Below are 19,943 nucleotides of genomic sequence, written 5' to 3' on the forward strand. Positions count from 1 at the left end.
GTACTGATGCGCAATCTCGTAGGCGATGTTTCCAGCGCCGCCCGTATCCTGCCGGCACTCGAAGGGCAGGCCCTGTTCATCCGCAATGGCAAAGGCCCGTACCTGTGGGATGATCTGGGCCGGCGCTACATCGACACAGCACTGGGCTTCGGCGCCGTACTGCTCGGCCATGCCGATGACGGGGTAAATGCGCAGGTGGCCCAGGCACTAGCCGACGCCGCCTCGCCCTCTTGGGCCCACGTGCGCGAACATGCTGCCGCCAGTGCGCTGGCAGCGCACACCGGCGCCCTCAGTCGAGTGATCTTCACCAACTCTGGCAGCGAGGCGGTTCACCTGGCCTGTCGCGCTGCACGTGCTTACACCGGGCGCGGGCGAATCGCCAAGATGGCGGCCGGCTTCGACGGCTGGTTCGACGATGTCAGTTTCGGCAACGTCGGGTCGCCCGAGGCTGCGTTCGCTGATGGCGAGCGCCCCTCCACGGCCCGAACCACACTGCTGCGTTTCAACGACTTCGACGATGTGGAGCAATTGTTCGAGCAAGACCCGGACATCGCTGCCGTGCTGCTGGAACCGATGCTCGCCAACGCCGGCTGCATAATGCCGGCGCCAGGTTACCTGCAGCATGTGCAGGACGTGGCTCATCGCCATGGTGCGCTGGTGATCAGCGACGAGGTGCTGATGGGCTTTCGCCTGCATGCCGGCCTGGCCAGCCTGCAGGCAGGCCTTGACCCGGACATCGCCAGCGTCGGTAAAGCCATCGGCAACGGTGTACCGGTATCGGCGATCGTCGGCAAACCGCACGTTCTGGCCGGCTTCGAACAGGGCAAGGTGCTGCGCGGCGGCACCTTTAGTGGCAACCCGATGGCCTGTGCGGCGGTACTTGGCACGCTGGCACAACTGGACAGCGCCGCTTACCCAGAGCTGATCGAGCGTGGCGAAAAGCTACGCCACACCGTCCAGGCGATCTTCAAGGCCCGGGGCATAACCATCAGCACCAGTGGCTACGGCAACGTGTTCGCCATCTGGCCGTGCGAGCGTGCGCCAGCCGATTATGAAGAAGCCGCCGCCTTCGCCGACGCAGCGTTCAGCCAGGCGCTGCACCTGGCGCTACGTGCCGAGGGTGTGCTGGTGATGCCCTCGCCGTATGGGCGCATCTACCTGTCGTTCGAGCACAGCGATGAAGTTGTCGAACAGATGGTCCGCGCGTTTGAAGCGGCAGCAGTGCGCCTGGCGCCACGTTTTGCGGAGGGTGGCGTCAATACCCGATGAACTGAGGGTGCAGCACATAAGCAGCCAGGAAGGCGCCCCAGGGGCGCCTCATCAATCGCACTGATGATGACTATCGAAAGGCCCGCCTGTCGGCCCGGCAGACGGGCCCCGTATACTGCCCGCCGGATTCTCCCCCGCTCCACGCGCCTGCTCAAGGCGACACTCCCCTTCTGGAACCCCGCACCATGTCAAATACCAGCCCGGCCCCAGGTGGCCTGCCCGAACACAGTCAGCAAAGCGTCAAACAGCAGTGGCTGGCGATTCTATCGGTCGCCGTGGGCGCCTTCGCCCTGGTGACCAGCGAGTTTTTGCCGGTAGGCGTATTGAACGATGTCGCCAGTGACCTGGGCATCAGTGCTGGCCACGCCGGCCTGATGGTCACCCTGCCCGGCATCATGGCCGCCCTCGCCGCCCCCTTGCTGTCGGTGGGCATCGGCGCCCTGGACCGGCGCTATCTGTTGATCGGCCTGACACTGATCATGATCATCGCCAACGCGGTGGTGGCCTACGCCAGCGACTTCAACCTGCTGCTGTTCGGCCGCGTGCTGCTGGGCATCAGCATCGGCGGTTTCTGGGCTACCGCCATTGCCCTGAGCGGCCGCCTGGCACCCAAGGGGGTGGGCGTTGCCCAGGCCACCTCGATCATCATGGTCGGCGTGACCCTGGCCACCGTGCTGGGCGTGCCGGTAGGCACCTGGCTCAGTGGCCTGCTGGGCTGGCGCATGACCTTCCTGGTCACGGCCCTGGTCGGCGTCCCGGTGCTGCTGGCGCAGATCCTGCTGCTGCCGCGCCTGAACCCGGACAAGGCCATCCGCATCACTGACCTGCCAGCGCTGTTCATCAACCCACAAGCCCGGGTTGGCCTGATTGCGGTGTTGCTGATTGGCCTGGCGCACTTTGCCGCCTACACCTACGTCGCGCCCTTCTTCAAGCAGCATTCCGGTTTCGATGGGCCGACCATCGGCTCGCTGTTGCTGCTGTATGGCGTCGCCGGGGTGATGGGCAATATCTTCGCCGGTTTCGCCGCCAACCAAAGCGTGCGTCACACCCTGTTGCTGGTCGCGTTGATGATCGGCGTCAGCACCGCCCTGTTCCCCCACTTCGCCACCGGCATGACCGGGGCGGCGATGCTGATCGCGCTCTGGGGCTTCGCCTTCGGCGCCTTCCCGGCCTGCGCCAGTATCTGGATGTTTGTCGTCGCGCCCAAGGACGTCGAACGAGGCATGCCACTGTTCGTCGCCATGTTCCAGGTGATCATCGCGCTGGGCTCGTTCTTCGGCGGGCAAATCGTCGACCAGCTGGGCAGCTCGGTGCTGCTGGGCCTGGCCACGGCATTGGTGGGCTGCGGTTTTGTCACGGTGCTGGTGCTGGGGCGCAGCGTCAGCAATAGCGCTGTGGCGCAAGCGTGCTGACAGGCAGGGTGTAATCACCGCACATTCAATGACCTGCAACTGGCCTGCCGCGTTACCATTGGCCTCTACCTGAAGCATGGAGCTACGCGATGACTCTGCATATCCACACCCCGCTGATCGAATCCCGCCCGCTGTCGCTGGCCGCTGGCCGCTCGATCTGGCTGAAGCTCGACGCACTTCAGCCCTGTGGTTCGTTCAAGCTGCGTGGGGTGGGCCATGCCTGCGAAGTGCACCATGCCCGGGGCGCCCGCCATTTCGTGTCCTCATCCGGTGGCAATGCCGGCCTGGCCGTCGCCTACGCCGGGCGCCAGCTGGGTGTGCCGGTCACGGTAGTGGTGCCTGAGACCACCACCGAACGCGCCAAAGAACTGTTGCACCTGGAGGGTGCCAAGGTGGTGGTGCATGGCAGCTCGTGGCAGGAGGCCAACGCGTTGGCGCAAACCCTGGTCGGGCCGGACGATGCCTTCATTCACCCCTTCGATGACCCGCTGCTGTGGGCCGGCCATGCCAGCCTTGTGGATGAAGTGGCGGCAACCGGCTACAAGCCCGATGCGGTGGTGCTGTCGGTGGGCGGCGGCGGCCTGCTCAGTGGCGTGGTCGAAGGGCTCAAGCGCAACGGCTGGCACGATGTCCCTGTGCTGGCGGTGGAAACCGAGGGCGCGGCCTCGCTGCACGCGGCAGTGCAGGCAGGTCACCCGGTAGAGCTGCAGCGCCTCACATCGGTGGCGACTTCGCTGGGCGCCAAGCGCGTCGCCGACCAGGCCCTGGCGTGCGTGCAGGAACATCCGGTGCACAGCGTTCTGGTCAGCGATCGCGCGGCGCTTCAAGCCTGCGAGCGGTTTCTGGCGGACCCCCGGGTGCTGGTGGAGCCTGCCTGCGGGGCGGCGTTGGCGTTGGCGTACGAGACCGCGAAGCTGGACGGTTACCAGAACGTGCTGGTGGTCGTTTGTGGCGGGGCTACGGCTACGCTGCAACAGATTCAGGACTGGTTGAAGCAGGTCGCCTGAGGTTGCCCTCACGGCCCAGCTCGCCGGCAAGCCAGCGATCAGGCCGCAGGGTCACTCAAGCAACTGAATGATGCGCGGCTGCAGGTGCCCGCGCTCGACTTCGATGACCGCCACCGTCACCGGCAACTTGAACCGCCGTGGCCCGGCACTGCCGGGGTTCAGGTACAACCGCCCTTCACGCCAGTCGATCAATGGTTTGTGCGAATGCCCAGTGATCACCACGCGCACCGCCTCATCCAGTTCGGCTGGCACATCGGCAATGTCGTGCACCAGCAGTGTCTGCCAGCCGTGCATGTCGAAACATCGCTGGTCGGCCAGGCCAGCTGCCCAGGGCAACTTCAGGTCGTTGTTGCCGCGCACCACCTCTAACGGCGCCAACGCCTGGAGCTCGTCAAGGATCTCTGCCTTGCCGATATCACCGGCGTGCACGATCAGATCGCAACCGGCCAGCGCCCTCACCGCCTCGGGCCGCAGCAAACCGTGGGTATCGGAGATGATGCCAGCTTTCATTGATGGCTCCTGTGCGGGTCTGTCGCATTGCAGCACTTCATCGGATTCTCCTTGTACTGCGCAGCCGGTGATTAGGATGGTCATACGGGCCTGTTCCAATGAGCTCGCTGCAATCGGAAAAATTCCGGTCTATCGGCAACGACCTCGACGAAATGCATATCTCGCCCTTTCGGTATGCAGCAAGTGAAGGCACAATGCGTGTCCTTTTTTTGGCCGGCCTGGCCGGGGGCCTTTAAATGATCAAGACGCCGTATTACCTCATCGATAAAACCAAGCTGCTGAGCAACATGGAGAAGATCGCCTACGTGCGCGAACACTCCGGTGCCAAGGCGCTGCTCGCCCTCAAGTGCTTCGCCACCTGGTCGGTGTTCGACCTGATGCAGCAGTACATGGACGGCACTACATCCTCGTCGCTGTACGAGCTCAAGCTCGGCCGCCAGAAGTTCGCCGGCGAGACCCACGCTTACAGCGTGGCCTGGGCCGACGACGAGGTCGAGGAAATGCTCGAGAACTGCGACAAGATCATCTTCAACTCCATCGGCCAGCTGCAGCGCTTCGCCGAGCAGTCCGAAGGCAAGGTCCGCGGCCTGCGCGTCAACCCGCAGGTCAGCAGCTCCGACTACCTGCTGGCCGACCCGGCCCGCCCGTTCAGCCGCCTCGGTGAATGGGACCCGGAGAAGATCGAGAAGGTCATCTCGCAGGTTTCCGGCTTCATGTTCCACAACAACTGCGAGAACGGTGACTTCGGCCTGTTCGACAAGATGCTGACGCACATCGAAGAGCGCTTCGGGCACCTGCTGCACAAGGTCGAGTGGGTCAGCCTGGGTGGCGGCATTCACTTCACCGGTGAAGACTATGCCGTCGATGCGTTCTGCGCGCGCCTGAAAGCCTTCTCGCAGACCTACGGCGTGCAGGTCTACCTGGAGCCGGGCGAAGCGGCCATCACCAACAGCGCCTCGCTGGAAGTGACCGTGCTCGACACCCTGTACAACGGCAAACACCTGGCCGTGGTCGACAGCTCGATCGAAGCACACCTGCTCGACCTGCTGATCTACCGGCTGAACGCCAAGATGGCCCCCAACGATGGCGAGCACACCTACATGGTCTGCGGTAAATCGTGCCTGGCCGGCGACATCTTCGGCGAGTACCAATTCGATCGTCCGTTGGCCATCGGCGATCGCCTGTCGTTCATCGACACGGCGGGTTACACCATGGTCAAGAAAAACTGGTTCAACGGTTTGAAGATGCCATCCATCGCGGTCAAGCAACTCGACGGCAGCGTCGAAGTGGTGCGCGAGTTCGGTTTCGAAGACTACGTTTCCAGCCTGTCGTAAGACCGGCTATCAAGTAAGGAGCAAGGGATAAATTGAAGAAGAACGTTCTTATCATTGGTGCAGGAGGTGTCGCCAAGGTGGTGGCCCACAAGTGCGCGCAGCATAACGACGAACTCGGTCGTATTGCCATTGCGTCGCGGAACATCTCCAAATGCCAGGCCATCATCGACAGCGTCAAGGCCAAGGGTAGCCTCAAGGTACCCGCCGACATCCAGGCCTTCTCGCTCAACGCCCTCGATGTCGAGGCAACCAAGGCACTGATCCGCGAGACTGAATCGCAGATCGTGATCAACGTGGGCTCTGCCTTCCTCAACATGTCGGTGCTACGTGCCTGCATCGATACCGGTGTCGCCTACCTGGACACCGCGATCCACGAAGAACCGGGCAAGATCTGCGAGACGCCGCCCTGGTACGGCAACTACGAGTGGAAACACCTCGAAGAATGCCAAGAGAAGAACATCACCGCCATTCTCGGCGTCGGTTTCGACCCGGGTGTGGTGAACAGCTACGCCAAACTGGCGCAGCAACAGTATTTCGACAGCATTGATTCGATCGACATTCTCGACGTCAATGCTGGGTCCCACGGCAAGTATTTCGCCACCAACTTCGACCCGGAAATCAACTTCCGCGAGTTCACCGGGCAAGTATGGAGCTGGCAGAACAGCCAGTGGACCAGCAACACCATGTTCGAGGTGAAACGTACCGACGACCTGCCGGTCGTGGGTTCACAGAACCTGTACCTGACCGGTCATGACGAGGTCCACTCGATCTCGAAGAACCTTAACGTACCGAACGTGCGCTTCTGGATGAGCTTCGGCGAGCACTACATCAATGTGTTCACCGTGCTGAAGAACCTGGGCCTGCTTTCCGAGCAGCCGGTCAAGACCGCTGAAGGCCTGGAAGTGGTGCCACTGAAAGTGGTCAAGGCCGTGCTGCCTGACCCCGCTTCGCTGGCGCCTGGCTATACCGGCAAGACCTGCATCGGTGACCTGGTCAAGGGCACCAAGGATGGTCAGCCGCGTGAGGTGTTCATCTACAACGTGGCTGATCACGAAGAGGCCTACGCCGAGACCGACAGCCAGGGTATCTCCTACACCGCCGGTGTACCGCCAGTGGCTGCGGCCCTGCTGGTTGCCCGTGGCGAATGGGATGCCAAGCGCATGGTCAACGTCGAGGAGCTGCCAGCCGAGCCGTTCCTCAAGGCGCTGGATGTGATGGGCCTGCCGACCCGTGTGAAAGATGAAAAAGGCGATCGTCCCTGGGACGCTGAAGCCTAAGCAGCAAGAGCAAGGGGCGCCAATCTGGCGCCCCTTCTTTTTGCCTGCACCGGCCTCATCGCCAGCCTTGGCGTGCACCTACTTCCTGGCTTCCAGTATCAAGTTGAACGGCGTCTGTGTCGCCCGCCGGAACTCGGTAAACCCCGCCTCTTCGAACACCGCCCGCAAGCGCGCCTCGCCCGCCTGTGCGCCCAGCCCCAAGCCCACCTCCTGGGACAGTGAATTCGGTGTGCAGATGAACGTCGACGCGGCATAGAACAAGCGCCCGACCGGCGTCAGGTTGCCATCGAGCGTATCCTCGGCATAGGGCTCCACCAGCATCACCGTACCGTCGGGCTTCAACGCCTGGTAGGCATGCCGAGCAGCGCCGACCGGGTCGCCCATGTCGTGCAGGCAATCGAAGAAGCACACCAGGTCATGATCGTTGCCCGGGTAATCCTTGGCCGACGCCTGCTGGAAACTCACCTGCGGGGTCAACCCGGCCTCACCCGCGCGTTCGCGGGCCGTGGCGATGGAGGGCGCATGGTAGTCATAGCCGATGAAGGTCGATGCTGGAAACGCCTGGGCCATGACCAGCGTCGAAGCGCCATGCCCACACCCCACATCCGCGACCTTGGCGCCGGCCTGCAGCTTGGCCACCACACCGTCGAGCGCCGGCAGCCAGTCGGCCACCAGGAAGGTGCGATAGCCAGGCCGGAAGAAACGCTCGGTACCGCTGAACATGCAGGGGTGATGGTCGCCCCAGGCCAACCCCCCGTCACCGCGCATCGCAGCCACCAGCTTGTCCTTGTCGTGAAACAGCGCGGCCACTACCGCCGCGCCGCCCGCCATATAGGCCGGTGAATCCTCCAGGGCCAGTGCCATGGCCTGTTCCTCGGGCAGCACGAAACTGCCCTGCTCATGGACCATATAGCCAGCCGCCGCCTGGGCGTTGAGCCATTCACGCACCAGCCGTGGATGGCAGCCGGTCCGTGCCGCCAGCACCTGGGGGGTGACCGGCTGGCTATCGGCCATGGCCCGGTACAACCCCAGTTCGTCGCCGAGTATCACATTGGCCAGGGTCGCCGCAGCGCCCATGTCACCCACCAGCTTGCCCATGAAATCGTGGAGCCTTGCCTCGTCCATGACCTGCCCTCCTCTGCAAGAAGGCCACCGTCAGCGAGGGATGTCCGGTCCGGGGTCGCGGTGGTCGGGTTAGGTGTTGAGGCTCGCCGTGATGGGAACCGCGGCGGGCTGTTTGTAAGTTTAGATGCCATGCCTGAACGGCACGACCGTCTGACACCACTTGCATTCCATCAACTCTCAAAATACTGTATGAATATTCAGTATCACGAGACACCCTCATGCAGCTCATTGCCAAGCTTGGCATCCTTGCCGATGCCGCCAAGTACGATGCGTCCTGTGCCAGCAGTGGCGCGCCCAAACGCAACTCGCGCGGCAGCAACGGCCTGGGCGCGACCAACGGCATGGGTATCTGCCACAGCTATACACCGGACGGGCGCTGCGTTTCGCTGCTCAAGGTGCTGTTGACCAACTTCTGCCTGTACGACTGCCAATACTGCGTCAACCGCCGCTCCAGCAACGTGCCGCGGGCGCGTTTCACCCCCGAGGAAGTGGTGCGCCTGACCCTGGACTTCTACCGGCGCAACTGCATCAGCGGCCTGTTCCTCAGCTCCGGCATCATTCGCTCGGCCGACTACACCATGGAACAGTTGATCCGCGTGGCGCGCCTGCTGCGTGAGGAGCACAACTTCCGGGGTTACATCCACCTCAAGACCATTCCCGACGCCGACCCACTGCTGATCGAGGAAGCCGGGCGCCTGGCCGACCGCCTCAGCGTCAATATCGAACTGCCCACCGATGCCAGCCTCAAGCGCCTGGCCCCGGAAAAACACGCCCATACCATTCGCCAGGCCATGGGCGTCATCCACCAGGGCCAGCAAGCCGTGGCGGGCGAGCCCAAAGCACCGCGCTTCGCCCCGGCCGGGCAAAGCACCCAGGTCATCGTCGGCGCCGATGCCACTGACGGCAGCACGCTGCTGCGCAACGCCGAGTCGCTTTACCAGGGTTACGGCCTCAAGCGCGTGTATTACTCAGCCTTCAGCCCGATACCCGACAGCCCGGGCAGCGTGCCGCTGGCAGCCCCACCGCTGCTGCGCGAGCACCGCCTGTACCAGGCAGATTTCCTGTTGCGCGGCTATGGCTACAAAGCGGGTGAGTTGCTCGGCCAGGCGGGTAACCTGGCCTTGGACATCGACCCCAAGCTTGCCTGGGCACTGGCCAACCGTGAGGTGTTCCCGCTGGATGTGAACCGTGCCGAGCCGGCGCTGCTGGCACGCATCCCCGGCATTGGCCTGCGCAGTGTGCAGCGGCTGGTGGCGCTGCGCCGTGAACGGCGGGTGCGCTATGACGACCTGATCCAGCTGCGCTGCGTGCTCGACAAGGCCCGGCCATTCATCATCACCAGCGATTACCGCCCAGGCCAGGCCGAGCTGCGCAGCGGCCTGCTGCGCGAGCGCCTGCGTGAGCCACAGGCACCCGTGCAGATGGGGTTGTGGGGGTGATCGCGCTCGATTGTGACGACTGCTTCAGCACCTGGCGCGCTCAGGCCCGCACGCTGCTCGGGCACGGTGTCGACCCGGCGCAAGTGACCTGGTCGCAAGGGCCGATCGATGACCTGCTGGCGGTGCCTGCTGCGCTGCCAGACGGGCCCGGCCCCTTTCACGCCAAGGTACCGGCGGCGCTGTTGGGCCTCCTGGAACAGGCATCGCGATACCGGGGCGAGCAACGCTGGGCGCTGCTGTACGACGTGCTCTGGCGCGTGGCCCACGGTGACCGCACGGCAATGCTCGCCGGCGACCGCCTGGGCAGTGAACTGCACCGTCGTATCAAGCAAGTCAGCCGTGAAGCACATCACTTGCATGCATTCGTGCGTTTCGTGCCCTTGCCGCCAGTACTTGCCGAGCAACTGCAACTGGACCTGGTGGCCTATCACGAGCCGGCCCATGACATTCTGCACAGTGCCAGCGCGCACTTCGCCGACCGCCTGGGGCGCCAGCGCTGGTTGATCGCCACGCCGGCGGACGGTATCCGCTTCGACGGCCAGAGTTTCGATTATCAGCGGCACTGCCCGGACGCTTGGCGCCAGTGGGCGCGCAATGCCGATGACCCGGGTGCCGAGCTGTGGCGCACCTACTACCGCCACACCTTCAACCCTGCCCGCCTCAACCCGGATGCCTTGCGCCTGCACATGCCGGGGCGTTTCTGGCGGCATTTGCCCGAAGGCATGCTGATCCCGCAACTCGAAGGGCTGGCGCGCCAAGGCAAGCAACGTGATGGCCAGGCTGCGGAAGTGGCCGAGCAGCGGGGCAAGGCGATAAACCGCGCTGAACCCTGATCGCTCTGCACGGCGCCGTCTAGACCGCCCCACAAATGTGAAAAAAAGGTAAAAATTCCTACATCCCAATCTTTCACGGGCGGACAAATCCTGACAAACTTATTGTTAATCGTTCTCATACACGCTTTCAATAACGTTTAACAATGCACAGGAACCCACCCCACATGCCGTCGCCACTCGCGCCCACGCGCAATCTCCCTGCCCGCAACCTGCTCGCCATGGCCATCTGCATGGCCATCGTCACACCGGCCCTGGCCGAAGGCGATCAGCCCACTGCGCTGGTGCTGGGCGCCACCGAGATCAGCTCCGACAGGCTGGGCAGCACCACAGAGGGTTCGCAGTCCTACACCACAGGTTCCATGTCCACCGCCACCAAGCTGCCATTGAGCCTGCGTGAAACGCCGCAAGCGGTCACCGTGATCACCCGCCAGCGCATGGACGACCAGGCGATGACCAGCATCAACGACGTGGTCAAGGCCACGCCAGGGCTGTTCCTTGACTACTCCGGCGGCCCAGGTCGGCAAAGCTACACGTCACGGGGCTTTGACATCGACAACCTGATGTACGACGGCATTCCGAGCGGTTACAAGCCGTATACCGTGGGCTCCCAGCCTAACCTGGCCATGTTCGACCGCGTCGAGATCGTGCGCGGCGCGACCGGCCTGATCACCGGCTCCGGCAACCCTTCGGCGGCCATCAACCTGGTGCGCAAGCGTCCGCTGGCCGAACAGAAGGTCACCCTGACCGGCGCCGCTGGCAGCTGGGACGACTACCGCGGCGAAGTCGATGCCTCCAGCCCGCTCAACGACAGCGGCACACTGCGCGGCCGCGTGGTGACGTCCTACCGGGGTGCCAACAGCTACATCGACGACGTCGAAGAAGACCACGGCCTGTTCTATGCGATCACCGAGGCGGACCTGTCCGAAGACACCACCCTGACCCTTGGTTTCTCTCACCAGAAAGACCAGACCAACAACTTCTGGGGCGCCATGCCAACCGCCCTGAACGGCCACCACGTGGGTTACTCGCGCTCCTACAACCCAGGCAGTGACTGGGAAAACAAGGACCAGGAGATCAACACCGTATTCGCCGAAGTGCAGCAGCGCCTGGCCAATGACTGGAAGCTGCAGGTCAACGCCAACTATTCCCAACAGGACGGCACCTTCACCGGCTCCTACCAGTCGCGGTGGGCAGGGCTCGACAAGCCACTGTCACGCACGGCCTACCAGTCCAAGCACCAGGAAAACCAGGCTGGCGTGGACGGCTTCGTCAGCGGCCCGTTCCAGGCGTTTGGCCGCACCCACGAGCTGGTGGTGGGCGCCAGCAAGCGCATCTATGACATGGACACGCGCAACTACAGCCCGTATGACACCAACTGGCCGCTCAATGGTGGCAAGCCGAATTTCGTGCACACCAACAACGTACGCGAAGTCGCTACCCAGGAAGGCGTGTACATGACCACGCGCCTGAGCCTGGCCGACCCGCTGAAGCTGATCCTGGGCGGCCGCCTGGACTGGTACGACTACGACAACAAGGAAAGCTCCAGCGCCGATTACAAGGTCACGCGTAATGTCACCCGCTATGCCGGCCTGATCTACGACCTGGACGATCATCACTCGGTGTATGTCAGCTACAGCGACATCTTCAACCCACAGGATTACAAGGACGCTTCCGGCAGCCCGCTCAAGCCGGTGGACGGCAAGAACTATGAAATCGGCCTCAAGGGCGAGTACTTCGATGGCGCCCTCAATGCCAGCGTGGCGCTGTTCCGTATCGACCAGGAAAACCGTGCCGTTTCGCAGACCGACCTGACTGGCTGCAACGACCCTACCAACTGCTACGTCGCCTCTGGCGAGGTACGCAGCCAAGGTATCGACATGGAGCTGCAGGGTGCGCTGACCCGCAACTGGCAGGTCGGTGCAGGCTACACCTATGCCCGCGTCCACACCCTCAAAGACGCCGCCAACCCGGGCAACGTCAACCAGCGCTTCGACACCGATACCCCGGAGCACCTGTTCAAGCTGACCACCACCTACCGCTTCGAAGGCCCGCTGGAGAAGCTGCGCATCGGTGGCAACATCTCCTGGCAGAGCCGCATCTACAACGACTTCACCGTTGCCGATGGCAGCGAGTACCGTCTGGTCCAGGGTTCGTACGCGGTCACCGACCTGATGGCTGGCTACCAGGTCAACAAGCACCTCGACCTGCAGCTCAACGCCAACAACGTCTTCGACCGCAAGTACTACTCGGCCGTGGCCACCTCGGTCGACTATGCCGGCGACACCTGGGGCGCACCGCGCAACATGATGCTGACCGCCAAGTACAGCTTCTGACCTGAGGCTTGCCCACCTGTACCGGACGCTTCGCAGCAACCTGCGAAGACGCCGGTACAGGCTACGCACCGATCAGCTGAACAGTTTGCTCAGATACGCCAGCCTTTTCTTGTAGGACCGCCGCGCTTCAAGCGCCGCTTCCATGCTCACCGGCAAGAACCGCGCCTGCTGGTTCGGCTGCATCTGCCCGATCAGGTCCAGGTCGGCGCTGATCACCGTGCCGATCATGGCGTACCCACCACCCGACACCGCATCGCGGTGCAGAATGATCGGCTCCAGCCCGGCGGGTACTTGTATCGAGCCGATCGGGTAGCAACTGTCGACGATATTGGACGGGTCCGAGCCAGCGCCGAATGGCTGCTCACGCGGCTGGAAACTCAGTGCGTTGCCACCCTTGTAGCGGTAGCCGATACGGTCGGCCTCGGAGCCCACCGTCCAGGCATCGGTGAAAAAGCTTTTCGCCGCAGCATCAGACAGGCGGTGGAAGTACAACCCCGGCACCACGCGCAACACCACTTCGCCACCCAGCGCCTGGCGCAGTGCCATTGGCAAACTGGCACCGGCACGGGCCGTGGCACTGGGCACACCGACCGGCAGTACATCACCTGCCTGTAGCTTGCGACCCTGAAAACCGCCCAGCGCGCCCAGTGCGTAGGTGGACCGGCTGCCCAGCACTTCGGGTACATCAATGCCGCCCGCGACCGCCAGATAGGCACGCGCCCCGGCTGTGGGGAAGGCAAAGCGCAGCACTTGGCCTGCCCTGACTGCAAACGAGGTGTCCGGGCGCTGTTCACGGCCATCGAGCAGCACCGGCATCTGTGCGCCACACACCGCCACCAGGGCATCTTGCAGAAACTCCAGCTCCGGCCCCACCAGTGCACATTCGAGGCCGGCAGTGCCCGCCGGGTTGCCGACCAGCTGGTTGGCGGCGCGCAACGCATATTGATCAAGCGCCCCTGACGGCGGGATGCCCAAATGGTAATAGCCTTCACGGCCCAAGTCCTGCACCGAGGTTGCCAGGCCAGGTTTGAGTACCTTGATCATGCCAGCACCTCCTGCAACGACTTGGGATAGCCGACCGGGTCGGCCAGGAAAGCATCCAGCGAGAACTCAACAGGGCGAATGCGTAGGTCGAAACGGCCGTCCTCGACATCCGCCACCGCCTGGTCATAGGCCTGACGGTCGATGGGTTTGAACTGCACGATGTCCCCTGGGCGGAAGAACACCATGTGCTCCTTCAGATAGTTCAGGCCCTGCTGCGGGTCGTAGATCGGCGCCGGGGTAACGCCGAACATCTGGTAGCCCCCTGCCCCGCGCACCGAGTAGATGCACCCGAAACAGCCGCCGTGGCCCAGGGTCAGCTTCGGCGTGTCGGTGCGCGGGCGCAGGTACTTGGGCACCTGCAACTGGCGCTCGCGTTCGACCATCTGGAACATGAACGGCAGGCCTGCGACAAAGCCGACCATCGACACGAACCAAGGCGCGCCACTGTGTGCGGCAATGAACGCATCGACATCGGCCAGGCCATTGATACGCGCCGCGTATTCCAGGTCGGTGCTGCCCGGGTCCTGGTGGCGGTCGCGAAAGCGCATGAGGGTTTCATGGGTCCAGGGGTCGTTGTACAGCACTGGGATCTCGATGATCCGGGTGTGCAATGCGCGCTCGGCAACCGCCTCGGCCTCTGCACCGCGCACTGCTGCAAGCAGCACGTCGGGGGCGATGCGGTCGGGGTCGAAGCGGATCTGGAACGAGGCGTTGGCCAGGCAAATGTCCAGCACGCCCTCCAGCGCCAGGCGCTCCACCGCCCGGGTAACGGCCATGCCCTTGAAGAATGCCTCCAGCGACATGCTCTCGCTGACTTCGGCAAACAGGTGCTCGTCGGCACCAAAGCTGTAGCGGATCGGGGTACTGGCAAGCGGCTCGGCCATGTCTGCTCCTTTTTTGGAATCTTTATCGTAAGGCAGGCAAAAACAATGCTGTGCAGCGCACCGGTGTCTGAGCACCGTGTGCTTTGAACCTCAACGGGGCGTGCGCACCTCGATGCCGGCGGCGTCCAGCGCTGCACGGGTGGCTTCGACCAGGTCGAGCGCGCCGGGGGTATCGCTGTGCAGGCAGATCGAGTCGAATTCGATGGCCAGATCCTGGCCTTCGACCGTGCGTACAACGCCCTCGCGGCAGGCCCGCAGCACGCGCTCGGCGACCGCCTGCGGCTGATAGCCACGCACCGTGCGGGTGAACACGATCGAGCCGCTCTGGTCGTACTCGCGGTCAGCGTAGAACTCACGCACCACCGGCTGGCCGAGTGCCTGGGCAACCCGGCAGATCACCGAGCCAGGCATGCAGTACAACAACAGTTGCGGCTCGATTACCTGCAGGTTCTGCACCAGCAACCGGGCGGCTTCTTCATCACGGGCCAGGTGCATGTACAGCGCACCATGGGGCTTGATGTGTTGCAGCTTCACGCCCTGCGCCCGGGCGATTTCACGCAGCGCACCCAACTGGTACAGCATGTCGTCGACCAGTTCCTGAGCCGGCGCGTTGATGTGCCGACGGCCGAACCCGACCAGGTCACGAAAACCCGGGTGAGCGCCTACGGCCACACCCAGCGCCTTGGCCCGCTCGACGGTGCGCCGCATGGTGCCTGGGTCGCCGGCATGAAAGCCGGTGGCGATGTTGGCCGAACTGATGAAGGCCATCAGCTCGTTGTCGACACCATCGCCGATGGTCCAGGGGCCGAAGCCCTCACCCATGTCAGAATTGAAGTCTACTGCCTGCATGCCTACGCTCCCGGTGCTTGTGACGGTGTGAAGGTCACGTTAGATTCTCTACCGCCCCCTTGGGAAGATCTATAAACAGATAGGGTGTCTTCGGAAAAACAGATACCCAGGAGCCTCCCGTGTCACTGACCTTGCGCCAGGTTCGCTACTTCGTCGCCACCGCCGAGATCGGCCAGATCTCCCAGGCCGCCCTCCACCTCAACATTTCCCAATCGGCGGTGACCACCGCGATCAAGGAGCTGGAGGCGATGCTCGGGGTCTTGCTGTTCCAGCGCTCGGCGCAAGGCATGAGCCTGACCGATGCGGGCCGGCATTTTCTCAACCGCGCCTATGTGATCCTGCGCAGTGTCGATGACGCACTCAACAGCCCGCTGCCGGACGTGCGCGCCAGTGGCCTGCTGCGCCTGGCGGCGAGCTACACGGTGATCGGCTATTTCCTGCCGCACCACTTGCAACGCCTGGAACACTGGCACCCGGGCGTAAACCTGCAGGTCCACGAGCAGGAGCGCAGCGCCATCGAGCAAGGGCTGCTGGAAGGCCGCTTCGACATGGCCGTGGTGCTCACCGCCAACCTCACCCACCCCGATATCGTCTCTGAAACCCTGTTCAACTCCGAGCGCCGGCTGTGGCTGCCCAGCCACCATCCACTGTGCGAGCGCTCGACGGTGAGCCTGGCCGACGTTGCCCGTGAGCCGTTCATCCTGCTGACCGTGGACGAAGCCGAGCAGAGCGCCATGCGTTACTGGGAACTGGCCGGGCAACGGCCCAGCGTGCGGGTGCGCACCAGTTCGGTGGAGGCGGTGCGCAGCATGGTGGCCAATGGCAGCGGTGTGGCTATCCTGTCTGACTTGGTGCACCGGCCCTGGTCGCTCGAAGGCAAGCGCATCGAGACCGTCACCATCAGCGACCCGGTCACGCCCATGAGCGTGGGCCTGGCCTGGCACCGCGAGCGGGCATTCAGCCCGGCGATGCAGGCCTTGCGCGACTACTTCCATGGTGCGTTCCTGGCGCCGCAGCAGTTGTCGGCGCGGCGTTGAGTGGCCAGGGCGTGATACCTCAGCCGAACGTTCCGGCGCCGCCGTCGTCATAACTTGGCCGGTGCCGCCACGCAGAGAGGACGCGAAATGATCCAACCCGACCCGTCATACGTCAAATGGCTCGAAGAGCGCTCCATGCTCAAGGCCTCCCAGGAGCGGGCCCGGCTGTATTCCGGCCAGTCCCGTCTGTGGATGAACCCCTACGCCGAAACGCAGCCACGCCGCGCCACCGACATCGCGTCGGTTTGGCTGACCGTCTACCCCGATGCGATCATCGCCCCTGAAGGCTGCTCGGTGCTTGGCGCGCTGGGCCACGAAGCCTTGTGGAAGCGCCTGTCGGAAATTGGCGTACAGGGCATTCACACCGGCCCCATCAAGCAGTCCGGGGGTGTCAGGGGGCGCGACTTCACCCCCAGCGTGGACGGCAACTTCGACCGCATCAGTTTCGATATCGACCCGCTCTACGGCACCGAACAGGAGCTGGTGCAGATGAGCCGCATGGCAGCGGCGCACAACGCCGTGACCATCGATGACCTGATCCCCTCGCACACGGGCAAGGGCGCCGATTTCCGTCTGGCCGAGCTGGCCTACGGCGCCTATCCAGGGCTGTACCACATGGTCGAGGTGCGCGAGGAAGACTGGCCGCTGCTGCCAGACGTGCCCCCTGGCCGCGATTCGGTCAACCTGCTGCCTGCGCAGTGCGATGAGCTCAAGGCACACCACTACATCGTCGGCCAACTGCAACGGGTGATCTTCTTCGAGCCCGGCGTGAAGGAGACCGACTGGAGCGCAACACCACCGATCACCGGTGTCGATGGCAAGACGCGGCGCTGGGTCTACCTGCATTACTTCAAGGACGGCCAACCGTCGCTCAATTGGCTGGACCCAAGCTTTGCCGCGCAGCAGATGATCATCGGCGACGCCCTGCATGCGCTGGACTGCCTGGGCGCGCGCGGCCTGCGCCTGGATGCCAACGGTTTTCTCGGGGTCGAGACCTGCGCCAGTGGCACCGCCTGGTCGGAAAGCCACCCGCTGTCGATCGTCGGTAACCAACTTATCGGCGGCATGATCCGCAAGGCCGGCGGGTTCAGCTTCCAGGAGCTGAACCTGACGCTGGACGACATCGCGCAGATGTCCAAGGGCGGCGCCGACCTGTCCTATGACTTCATCACCCGCCCGGCGTACCAGCATGCACTGCTGACCGGCGATACCGAGTTCCTGCGCCTGATGCTCAAGGAGATGCACAGCTTCGGCATCGACCCGGCGTCGTTGATCCACGCCCTGCAGAACCACGACGAGCTCACCGTCGAGCTGGTGCACTTCTGGACCCTGCACGCCCATGACATGTACCTGTACCGGGGCCAGACCCTGCCCGGCAACATCCTGCGCGAACATATCCGCGAGGAAATCTACGAACGCCTCTCGGGCGAACATGCGCCCTACAATTTGCGCTTTGTCACCAACGGCATCTCCTGCACCACCGCCAGCCTGATCACTGCAGCGCTGGGCATCCGTGACCTGGACCAGATTGGCCCGGCTGATATCGAGCTGATCCAGAAGGTGCACCTGTTGCTGGTGATGTACAACGCCATGCAGCCCGGCGTGGTCGCGCTGTCGGGCTGGGACCTGGTCGGCGCCCTGCCGTTGCCGGCCGAAGCGGTGGCGCAGAAGATGGCCGATGGCGATACCCGCTGGATACACCGTGGCGGCTACGACCTGGCCGGGCTCGATGAAGAGGCGCAAACGTCGGTGCGTGGCATGCCGCGCGCACGCGCACTGTACGGCAGCCTCGACCAGCAGCTGGAAAGCAGCGATTCGTTTGCCAGCAAGGTCAAGAAGCTGCTCGCCGTGCGCCAGGCCTATGGTATTGCCAGCAGCCGCCAGGTACTGGTGCCCGAGGTGAGCAGCCCGGGGTTGCTGGTGATGGTGCACGAACTGCCGGCCGGGCGTGGCATCCAGATCAGCGCGCTGAATTTCGGCCACGAGGTGATTGCCGAAGAGCTGCTATTGACCGGCTTCACGCCCGGGACTGTGGTGGACATGATCAATGAGACGGTCGAGGGCGACCTGACCGAGGATGGGCGGTTGATGATCAACCTGGACCCGTACGAAGCCTTGTGCCTGAGAATAGTGAACAGCAGCGGGCATCTGTGAGACCCTAGTGGACTGCGCGGGCCACGTGTGAACGTGCCCGCCCAGTCAGCTTGCCTCTACAGCGCCAAGGAGCACCTCCATGTACACCGGCATCGTCCAGGCCGTCCGCCCCCTGCTTGCGGTGACCACCTACCCGGGCCACAACCAGTTCACCATCGACCTCACCCCCGAACTGCTCGAGGACCTGAAGATCGGCGCCAGCGTCAGTGTCGAGGGCACCTGCCTGTCGGTCACCGAAATTGACGGCACCCAGGTGAAGTTCGACGCAATGACTGCCACCCTCGAGCGCACCAACCTGCGCTGCTTCAAGGCAGGCCAGGGCGTGAACATCGAGCGCTCGGCAAAAATGAACGCTGAAGTCGGCGGCCACCTGATGGCCGGCCATGTCGCTACCACCGCCGAGATCGTCGAGCTGTCGATCGAGGAAACCGGCGCTTTCATCACCTTCCGCATGCCGCCACAGTGGGCCAAATACGTGTTCCCACGCGGGTTTCTCGGCGTCAACGGCTGCAGCCTGACCGTCGCCGACGTGGACGACACCTTGGTCACCATCAACCTGATCCCGGAAACCCTGCGCCAGACCACCTTCGCCCACTACAAGGCCGGTGAACTGATCAACATCGAGGTGGACCACCAGACCATGGTCCTGGTCGATGTGGTGGAGCGCACACTCAAAGCCACCCTGGCCCGCGCCTGATCAGATGCTGCGGGTAATGCCGCCATCGACCCTGATGTTCTGCCCGGTGATGTACGCCGCGCCATCGCTGGCCAGGAAGGCCACGGTGGCGGCGATTTCCTCGCTGCTGCCATAGCGCTTGAGTGGCACGCTGTCACGGCGCTGCTCAGTGGCCGGCAGGCTGTCGATCCAGCCCGGCAGTACGTTGTTGATGCGGATGTTGTCCGCAGCATAGGTGTCGGCGAAGATTTTGCTGAACGCCGCCAGGCCCGCCCGGAACACTGCCGAGGTGGGGAACAGGTCACTCGGCTCGAAGGCCCAGGCGGTGGAAATGTTGATCACCACCCCGCCCTGCTGGCGCTGCATGATTGGCGTGACCAGCCGCGTTGGGCGGATGACATTGAGCAGGTAGGTCTCCATGCCCTGGTGCCAGTCTTCGTCGCTGATTTCAAGGATCGGCGCACGCGGGCCGTGGCCGGCACTGTTGACCAGCACATCGATACGGCCCCATTCGGCGAGTACCGCATCGACCAGGCGCTGAATGTCGCCGTTGCACTGGTTGCTGCCGGTCACGCCAATCCCGCCCAGCGTCTCGGCCAGGGCCTGGCCTTTGCCAGAGGACGACAGGATACCGACCTTGAAGCCGTCGGCGGCCAGGCGCCTGGCTGCTGCGGCGCCCATACCGCTGCCGCCGGCGATCACGATTGCTACTTTTTGGTTGGACATGAAGCCTCCGGGTCAACCCTGCGATGTGCATGAG

Annotated in this window: 17 protein-coding genes; 11 read left to right on the forward strand and 6 right to left on the reverse strand. The window is 63.7% G+C overall.

Annotation, left to right across the window (positions count from 1 at the left end):
- Positions 1–6: 6 nt before the first annotated feature.
- The 3 genes from ACIPZH_RS01290 to ACIPZH_RS01300 all read left to right on the forward strand — a co-directional run bounded on the left by ACIPZH_RS01290 (position 7) and on the right by ACIPZH_RS01300 (position 3,688).
- A complete protein-coding gene (locus tag ACIPZH_RS01290; RefSeq protein WP_400634722.1) occupies positions 7–1,269 on the forward strand; it encodes an aspartate aminotransferase family protein in 1,263 nt (420 codons plus the stop codon).
- Between the two features lie 185 nt (positions 1,270–1,454).
- Positions 1,455–2,681: an MFS transporter gene (locus ACIPZH_RS01295; RefSeq protein WP_400634724.1), complete on the forward strand. Its 1,227-nt coding sequence runs from the start codon at positions 1,455–1,457 to the stop codon at positions 2,679–2,681.
- A gap of 89 nt (positions 2,682–2,770) precedes the next feature.
- Positions 2,771–3,688, forward strand: a complete 918-nt coding sequence (locus tag ACIPZH_RS01300) for a pyridoxal-phosphate dependent enzyme (RefSeq protein ID WP_400634726.1) — start codon at positions 2,771–2,773, stop codon at positions 3,686–3,688.
- 51 nt (positions 3,689–3,739) lie between these two features.
- On the opposite strand, the gene ACIPZH_RS01305 is transcribed toward ACIPZH_RS01300, so the two are convergent.
- A complete protein-coding gene (locus ACIPZH_RS01305) occupies positions 3,740–4,198 on the reverse strand; it encodes a metallophosphoesterase family protein (protein ID WP_400634728.1) in 459 nt (152 codons plus the stop codon).
- A gap of 236 nt (positions 4,199–4,434) precedes the next feature.
- Between ACIPZH_RS01305 and ACIPZH_RS01310 the strand changes: the two genes are divergently transcribed.
- Entirely contained in the window at positions 4,435–5,532 is a 1,098-nt protein-coding gene (locus ACIPZH_RS01310; RefSeq protein WP_400634730.1) for a carboxynorspermidine decarboxylase, read from the forward strand.
- Positions 5,533–5,564: 32 nt separating this feature from the next.
- Positions 5,565–6,809 carry a saccharopine dehydrogenase family protein gene (locus ACIPZH_RS01315; protein WP_039602482.1) on the forward strand — a complete coding sequence of 415 codons (1,245 nt, stop codon included), beginning with the start codon at positions 5,565–5,567 and terminating at the stop codon, positions 6,807–6,809.
- A gap of 78 nt (positions 6,810–6,887) precedes the next feature.
- Here the strand turns inward: ACIPZH_RS01315 and ACIPZH_RS01320 are convergent, their stop codons facing one another.
- Positions 6,888–7,934, reverse strand: a complete 1,047-nt coding sequence (locus ACIPZH_RS01320) for a class I SAM-dependent methyltransferase (protein ID WP_349974339.1) — start codon at positions 7,932–7,934, stop codon at positions 6,888–6,890.
- A 218-nt stretch (positions 7,935–8,152) separates the two neighbouring features.
- On the opposite strand from ACIPZH_RS01320, the gene ACIPZH_RS01325 reads away from it, so the two are divergent.
- The 3 genes from ACIPZH_RS01325 to ACIPZH_RS01335 all read left to right on the forward strand — a co-directional run bounded on the left by ACIPZH_RS01325 (position 8,153) and on the right by ACIPZH_RS01335 (position 12,539).
- A complete protein-coding gene (locus tag ACIPZH_RS01325; RefSeq protein ID WP_400634733.1) occupies positions 8,153–9,373 on the forward strand; it encodes a putative DNA modification/repair radical SAM protein in 1,221 nt (406 codons plus the stop codon).
- Positions 9,364–10,206 carry a TIGR03915 family putative DNA repair protein gene (locus ACIPZH_RS01330; RefSeq protein ID WP_400634735.1) on the forward strand — a complete coding sequence of 281 codons (843 nt, stop codon included), beginning with the start codon at positions 9,364–9,366 and terminating at the stop codon, positions 10,204–10,206. Before ACIPZH_RS01325 ends, ACIPZH_RS01330 begins: the two co-directional genes overlap by 10 nt.
- Before the next feature lie 164 nt (positions 10,207–10,370).
- A complete protein-coding gene (locus ACIPZH_RS01335; protein ID WP_400634737.1) occupies positions 10,371–12,539 on the forward strand; it encodes a TonB-dependent siderophore receptor in 2,169 nt (722 codons plus the stop codon).
- 72 nt (positions 12,540–12,611) lie between these two features.
- Here the strand turns inward: ACIPZH_RS01335 and ACIPZH_RS01340 are convergent, their stop codons facing one another.
- The 3 genes from ACIPZH_RS01340 to ACIPZH_RS01350 form a co-directional block, all read right to left on the reverse strand.
- On the reverse strand, positions 12,612–13,583 hold the full coding sequence (locus tag ACIPZH_RS01340) for a biotin-dependent carboxyltransferase family protein (protein WP_400625220.1): 972 nt from the start codon (positions 13,581–13,583) through the stop codon (positions 12,612–12,614).
- Positions 13,580–14,467, reverse strand: coding sequence for a carboxyltransferase domain-containing protein (locus ACIPZH_RS01345; RefSeq protein ID WP_349974343.1), 888 nt, complete (start codon positions 14,465–14,467; stop codon positions 13,580–13,582). Before ACIPZH_RS01345 ends, ACIPZH_RS01340 begins: the two co-directional genes overlap by 4 nt.
- Before the next feature lie 90 nt (positions 14,468–14,557).
- Positions 14,558–15,316, reverse strand: a complete 759-nt coding sequence (locus ACIPZH_RS01350; RefSeq protein ID WP_400634738.1) for a 5-oxoprolinase subunit PxpA — start codon at positions 15,314–15,316, stop codon at positions 14,558–14,560.
- A gap of 119 nt (positions 15,317–15,435) precedes the next feature.
- Between ACIPZH_RS01350 and ACIPZH_RS01355 the strand changes: the two genes are divergently transcribed.
- The 3 genes from ACIPZH_RS01355 (at position 15,436) to ACIPZH_RS01365 (ending at position 19,204) form a co-directional block, all read left to right on the forward strand.
- On the forward strand, positions 15,436–16,353 hold the full coding sequence (locus ACIPZH_RS01355; RefSeq protein ID WP_400625224.1) for a LysR family transcriptional regulator: 918 nt from the start codon (positions 15,436–15,438) through the stop codon (positions 16,351–16,353).
- An 87-nt stretch (positions 16,354–16,440) separates the two neighbouring features.
- A complete protein-coding gene (gene treS, locus ACIPZH_RS01360) occupies positions 16,441–18,507 on the forward strand; it encodes a maltose alpha-D-glucosyltransferase (RefSeq protein WP_400634740.1) in 2,067 nt (688 codons plus the stop codon).
- 79 nt (positions 18,508–18,586) lie between these two features.
- The gene (locus ACIPZH_RS01365; protein WP_241806388.1) at positions 18,587–19,204 is read left to right on the forward strand and encodes a riboflavin synthase subunit alpha; all 618 of its coding nucleotides are present in this window, start codon (positions 18,587–18,589) and stop codon (positions 19,202–19,204) included.
- Here the strand turns inward: ACIPZH_RS01365 and ACIPZH_RS01370 are convergent, their stop codons facing one another.
- A complete protein-coding gene (locus ACIPZH_RS01370; RefSeq protein ID WP_241806389.1) occupies positions 19,205–19,909 on the reverse strand; it encodes an SDR family oxidoreductase in 705 nt (234 codons plus the stop codon). It abuts the gene before it with no gap.
- Positions 19,910–19,943: the final 34 nt, after the last annotated feature.

The organism is Pseudomonas sp. NPDC089758, assembly GCF_044748705.1.
GTDB classification, from domain to species: domain Bacteria; phylum Pseudomonadota; class Gammaproteobacteria; order Pseudomonadales; family Pseudomonadaceae; genus Aquipseudomonas; species Aquipseudomonas putida_X.

What these genes read in the sequence shown, in the direction of transcription:
- ACIPZH_RS01305 (WP_400634728.1), bottom strand. Translation starts at nt 4,198, where the DNA reads ATGAAAGCTGGCATCATCTCCGATACCCACGGTTTGCTGCGGCCCGAG.
- ACIPZH_RS01325 (WP_400634733.1), top strand. Translation starts at nt 8,153, where the DNA reads ATGCAGCTCATTGCCAAGCTTGGCATCCTTGCCGATGCCGCCAAGTAC.
- ACIPZH_RS01350 (WP_400634738.1), bottom strand. Translation starts at nt 15,316, where the DNA reads ATGCAGGCAGTAGACTTCAATTCTGACATGGGTGAGGGCTTCGGCCCC.
- ACIPZH_RS01300 (WP_400634726.1), top strand. Translation starts at nt 2,771, where the DNA reads ATGACTCTGCATATCCACACCCCGCTGATCGAATCCCGCCCGCTGTCG.
- ACIPZH_RS01335 (WP_400634737.1), top strand. Translation starts at nt 10,371, where the DNA reads ATGCCGTCGCCACTCGCGCCCACGCGCAATCTCCCTGCCCGCAACCTG.
- ACIPZH_RS01345 (WP_349974343.1), bottom strand. Translation starts at nt 14,467, where the DNA reads ATGGCCGAGCCGCTTGCCAGTACCCCGATCCGCTACAGCTTTGGTGCC.
- ACIPZH_RS01340 (WP_400625220.1), bottom strand. Translation starts at nt 13,583, where the DNA reads ATGATCAAGGTACTCAAACCTGGCCTGGCAACCTCGGTGCAGGACTTG.
- ACIPZH_RS01365 (WP_241806388.1), top strand. Translation starts at nt 18,587, where the DNA reads ATGTACACCGGCATCGTCCAGGCCGTCCGCCCCCTGCTTGCGGTGACC.
- ACIPZH_RS01370 (WP_241806389.1), bottom strand. Translation starts at nt 19,909, where the DNA reads ATGTCCAACCAAAAAGTAGCAATCGTGATCGCCGGCGGCAGCGGTATG.
- treS (WP_400634740.1), top strand. Translation starts at nt 16,441, where the DNA reads ATGATCCAACCCGACCCGTCATACGTCAAATGGCTCGAAGAGCGCTCC.
- ACIPZH_RS01295 (WP_400634724.1), top strand. Translation starts at nt 1,455, where the DNA reads ATGTCAAATACCAGCCCGGCCCCAGGTGGCCTGCCCGAACACAGTCAG.
- ACIPZH_RS01290 (WP_400634722.1), top strand. Translation starts at nt 7, where the DNA reads ATGCGCAATCTCGTAGGCGATGTTTCCAGCGCCGCCCGTATCCTGCCG.
- ACIPZH_RS01320 (WP_349974339.1), bottom strand. Translation starts at nt 7,934, where the DNA reads ATGGACGAGGCAAGGCTCCACGATTTCATGGGCAAGCTGGTGGGTGAC.
- ACIPZH_RS01310 (WP_400634730.1), top strand. Translation starts at nt 4,435, where the DNA reads ATGATCAAGACGCCGTATTACCTCATCGATAAAACCAAGCTGCTGAGC.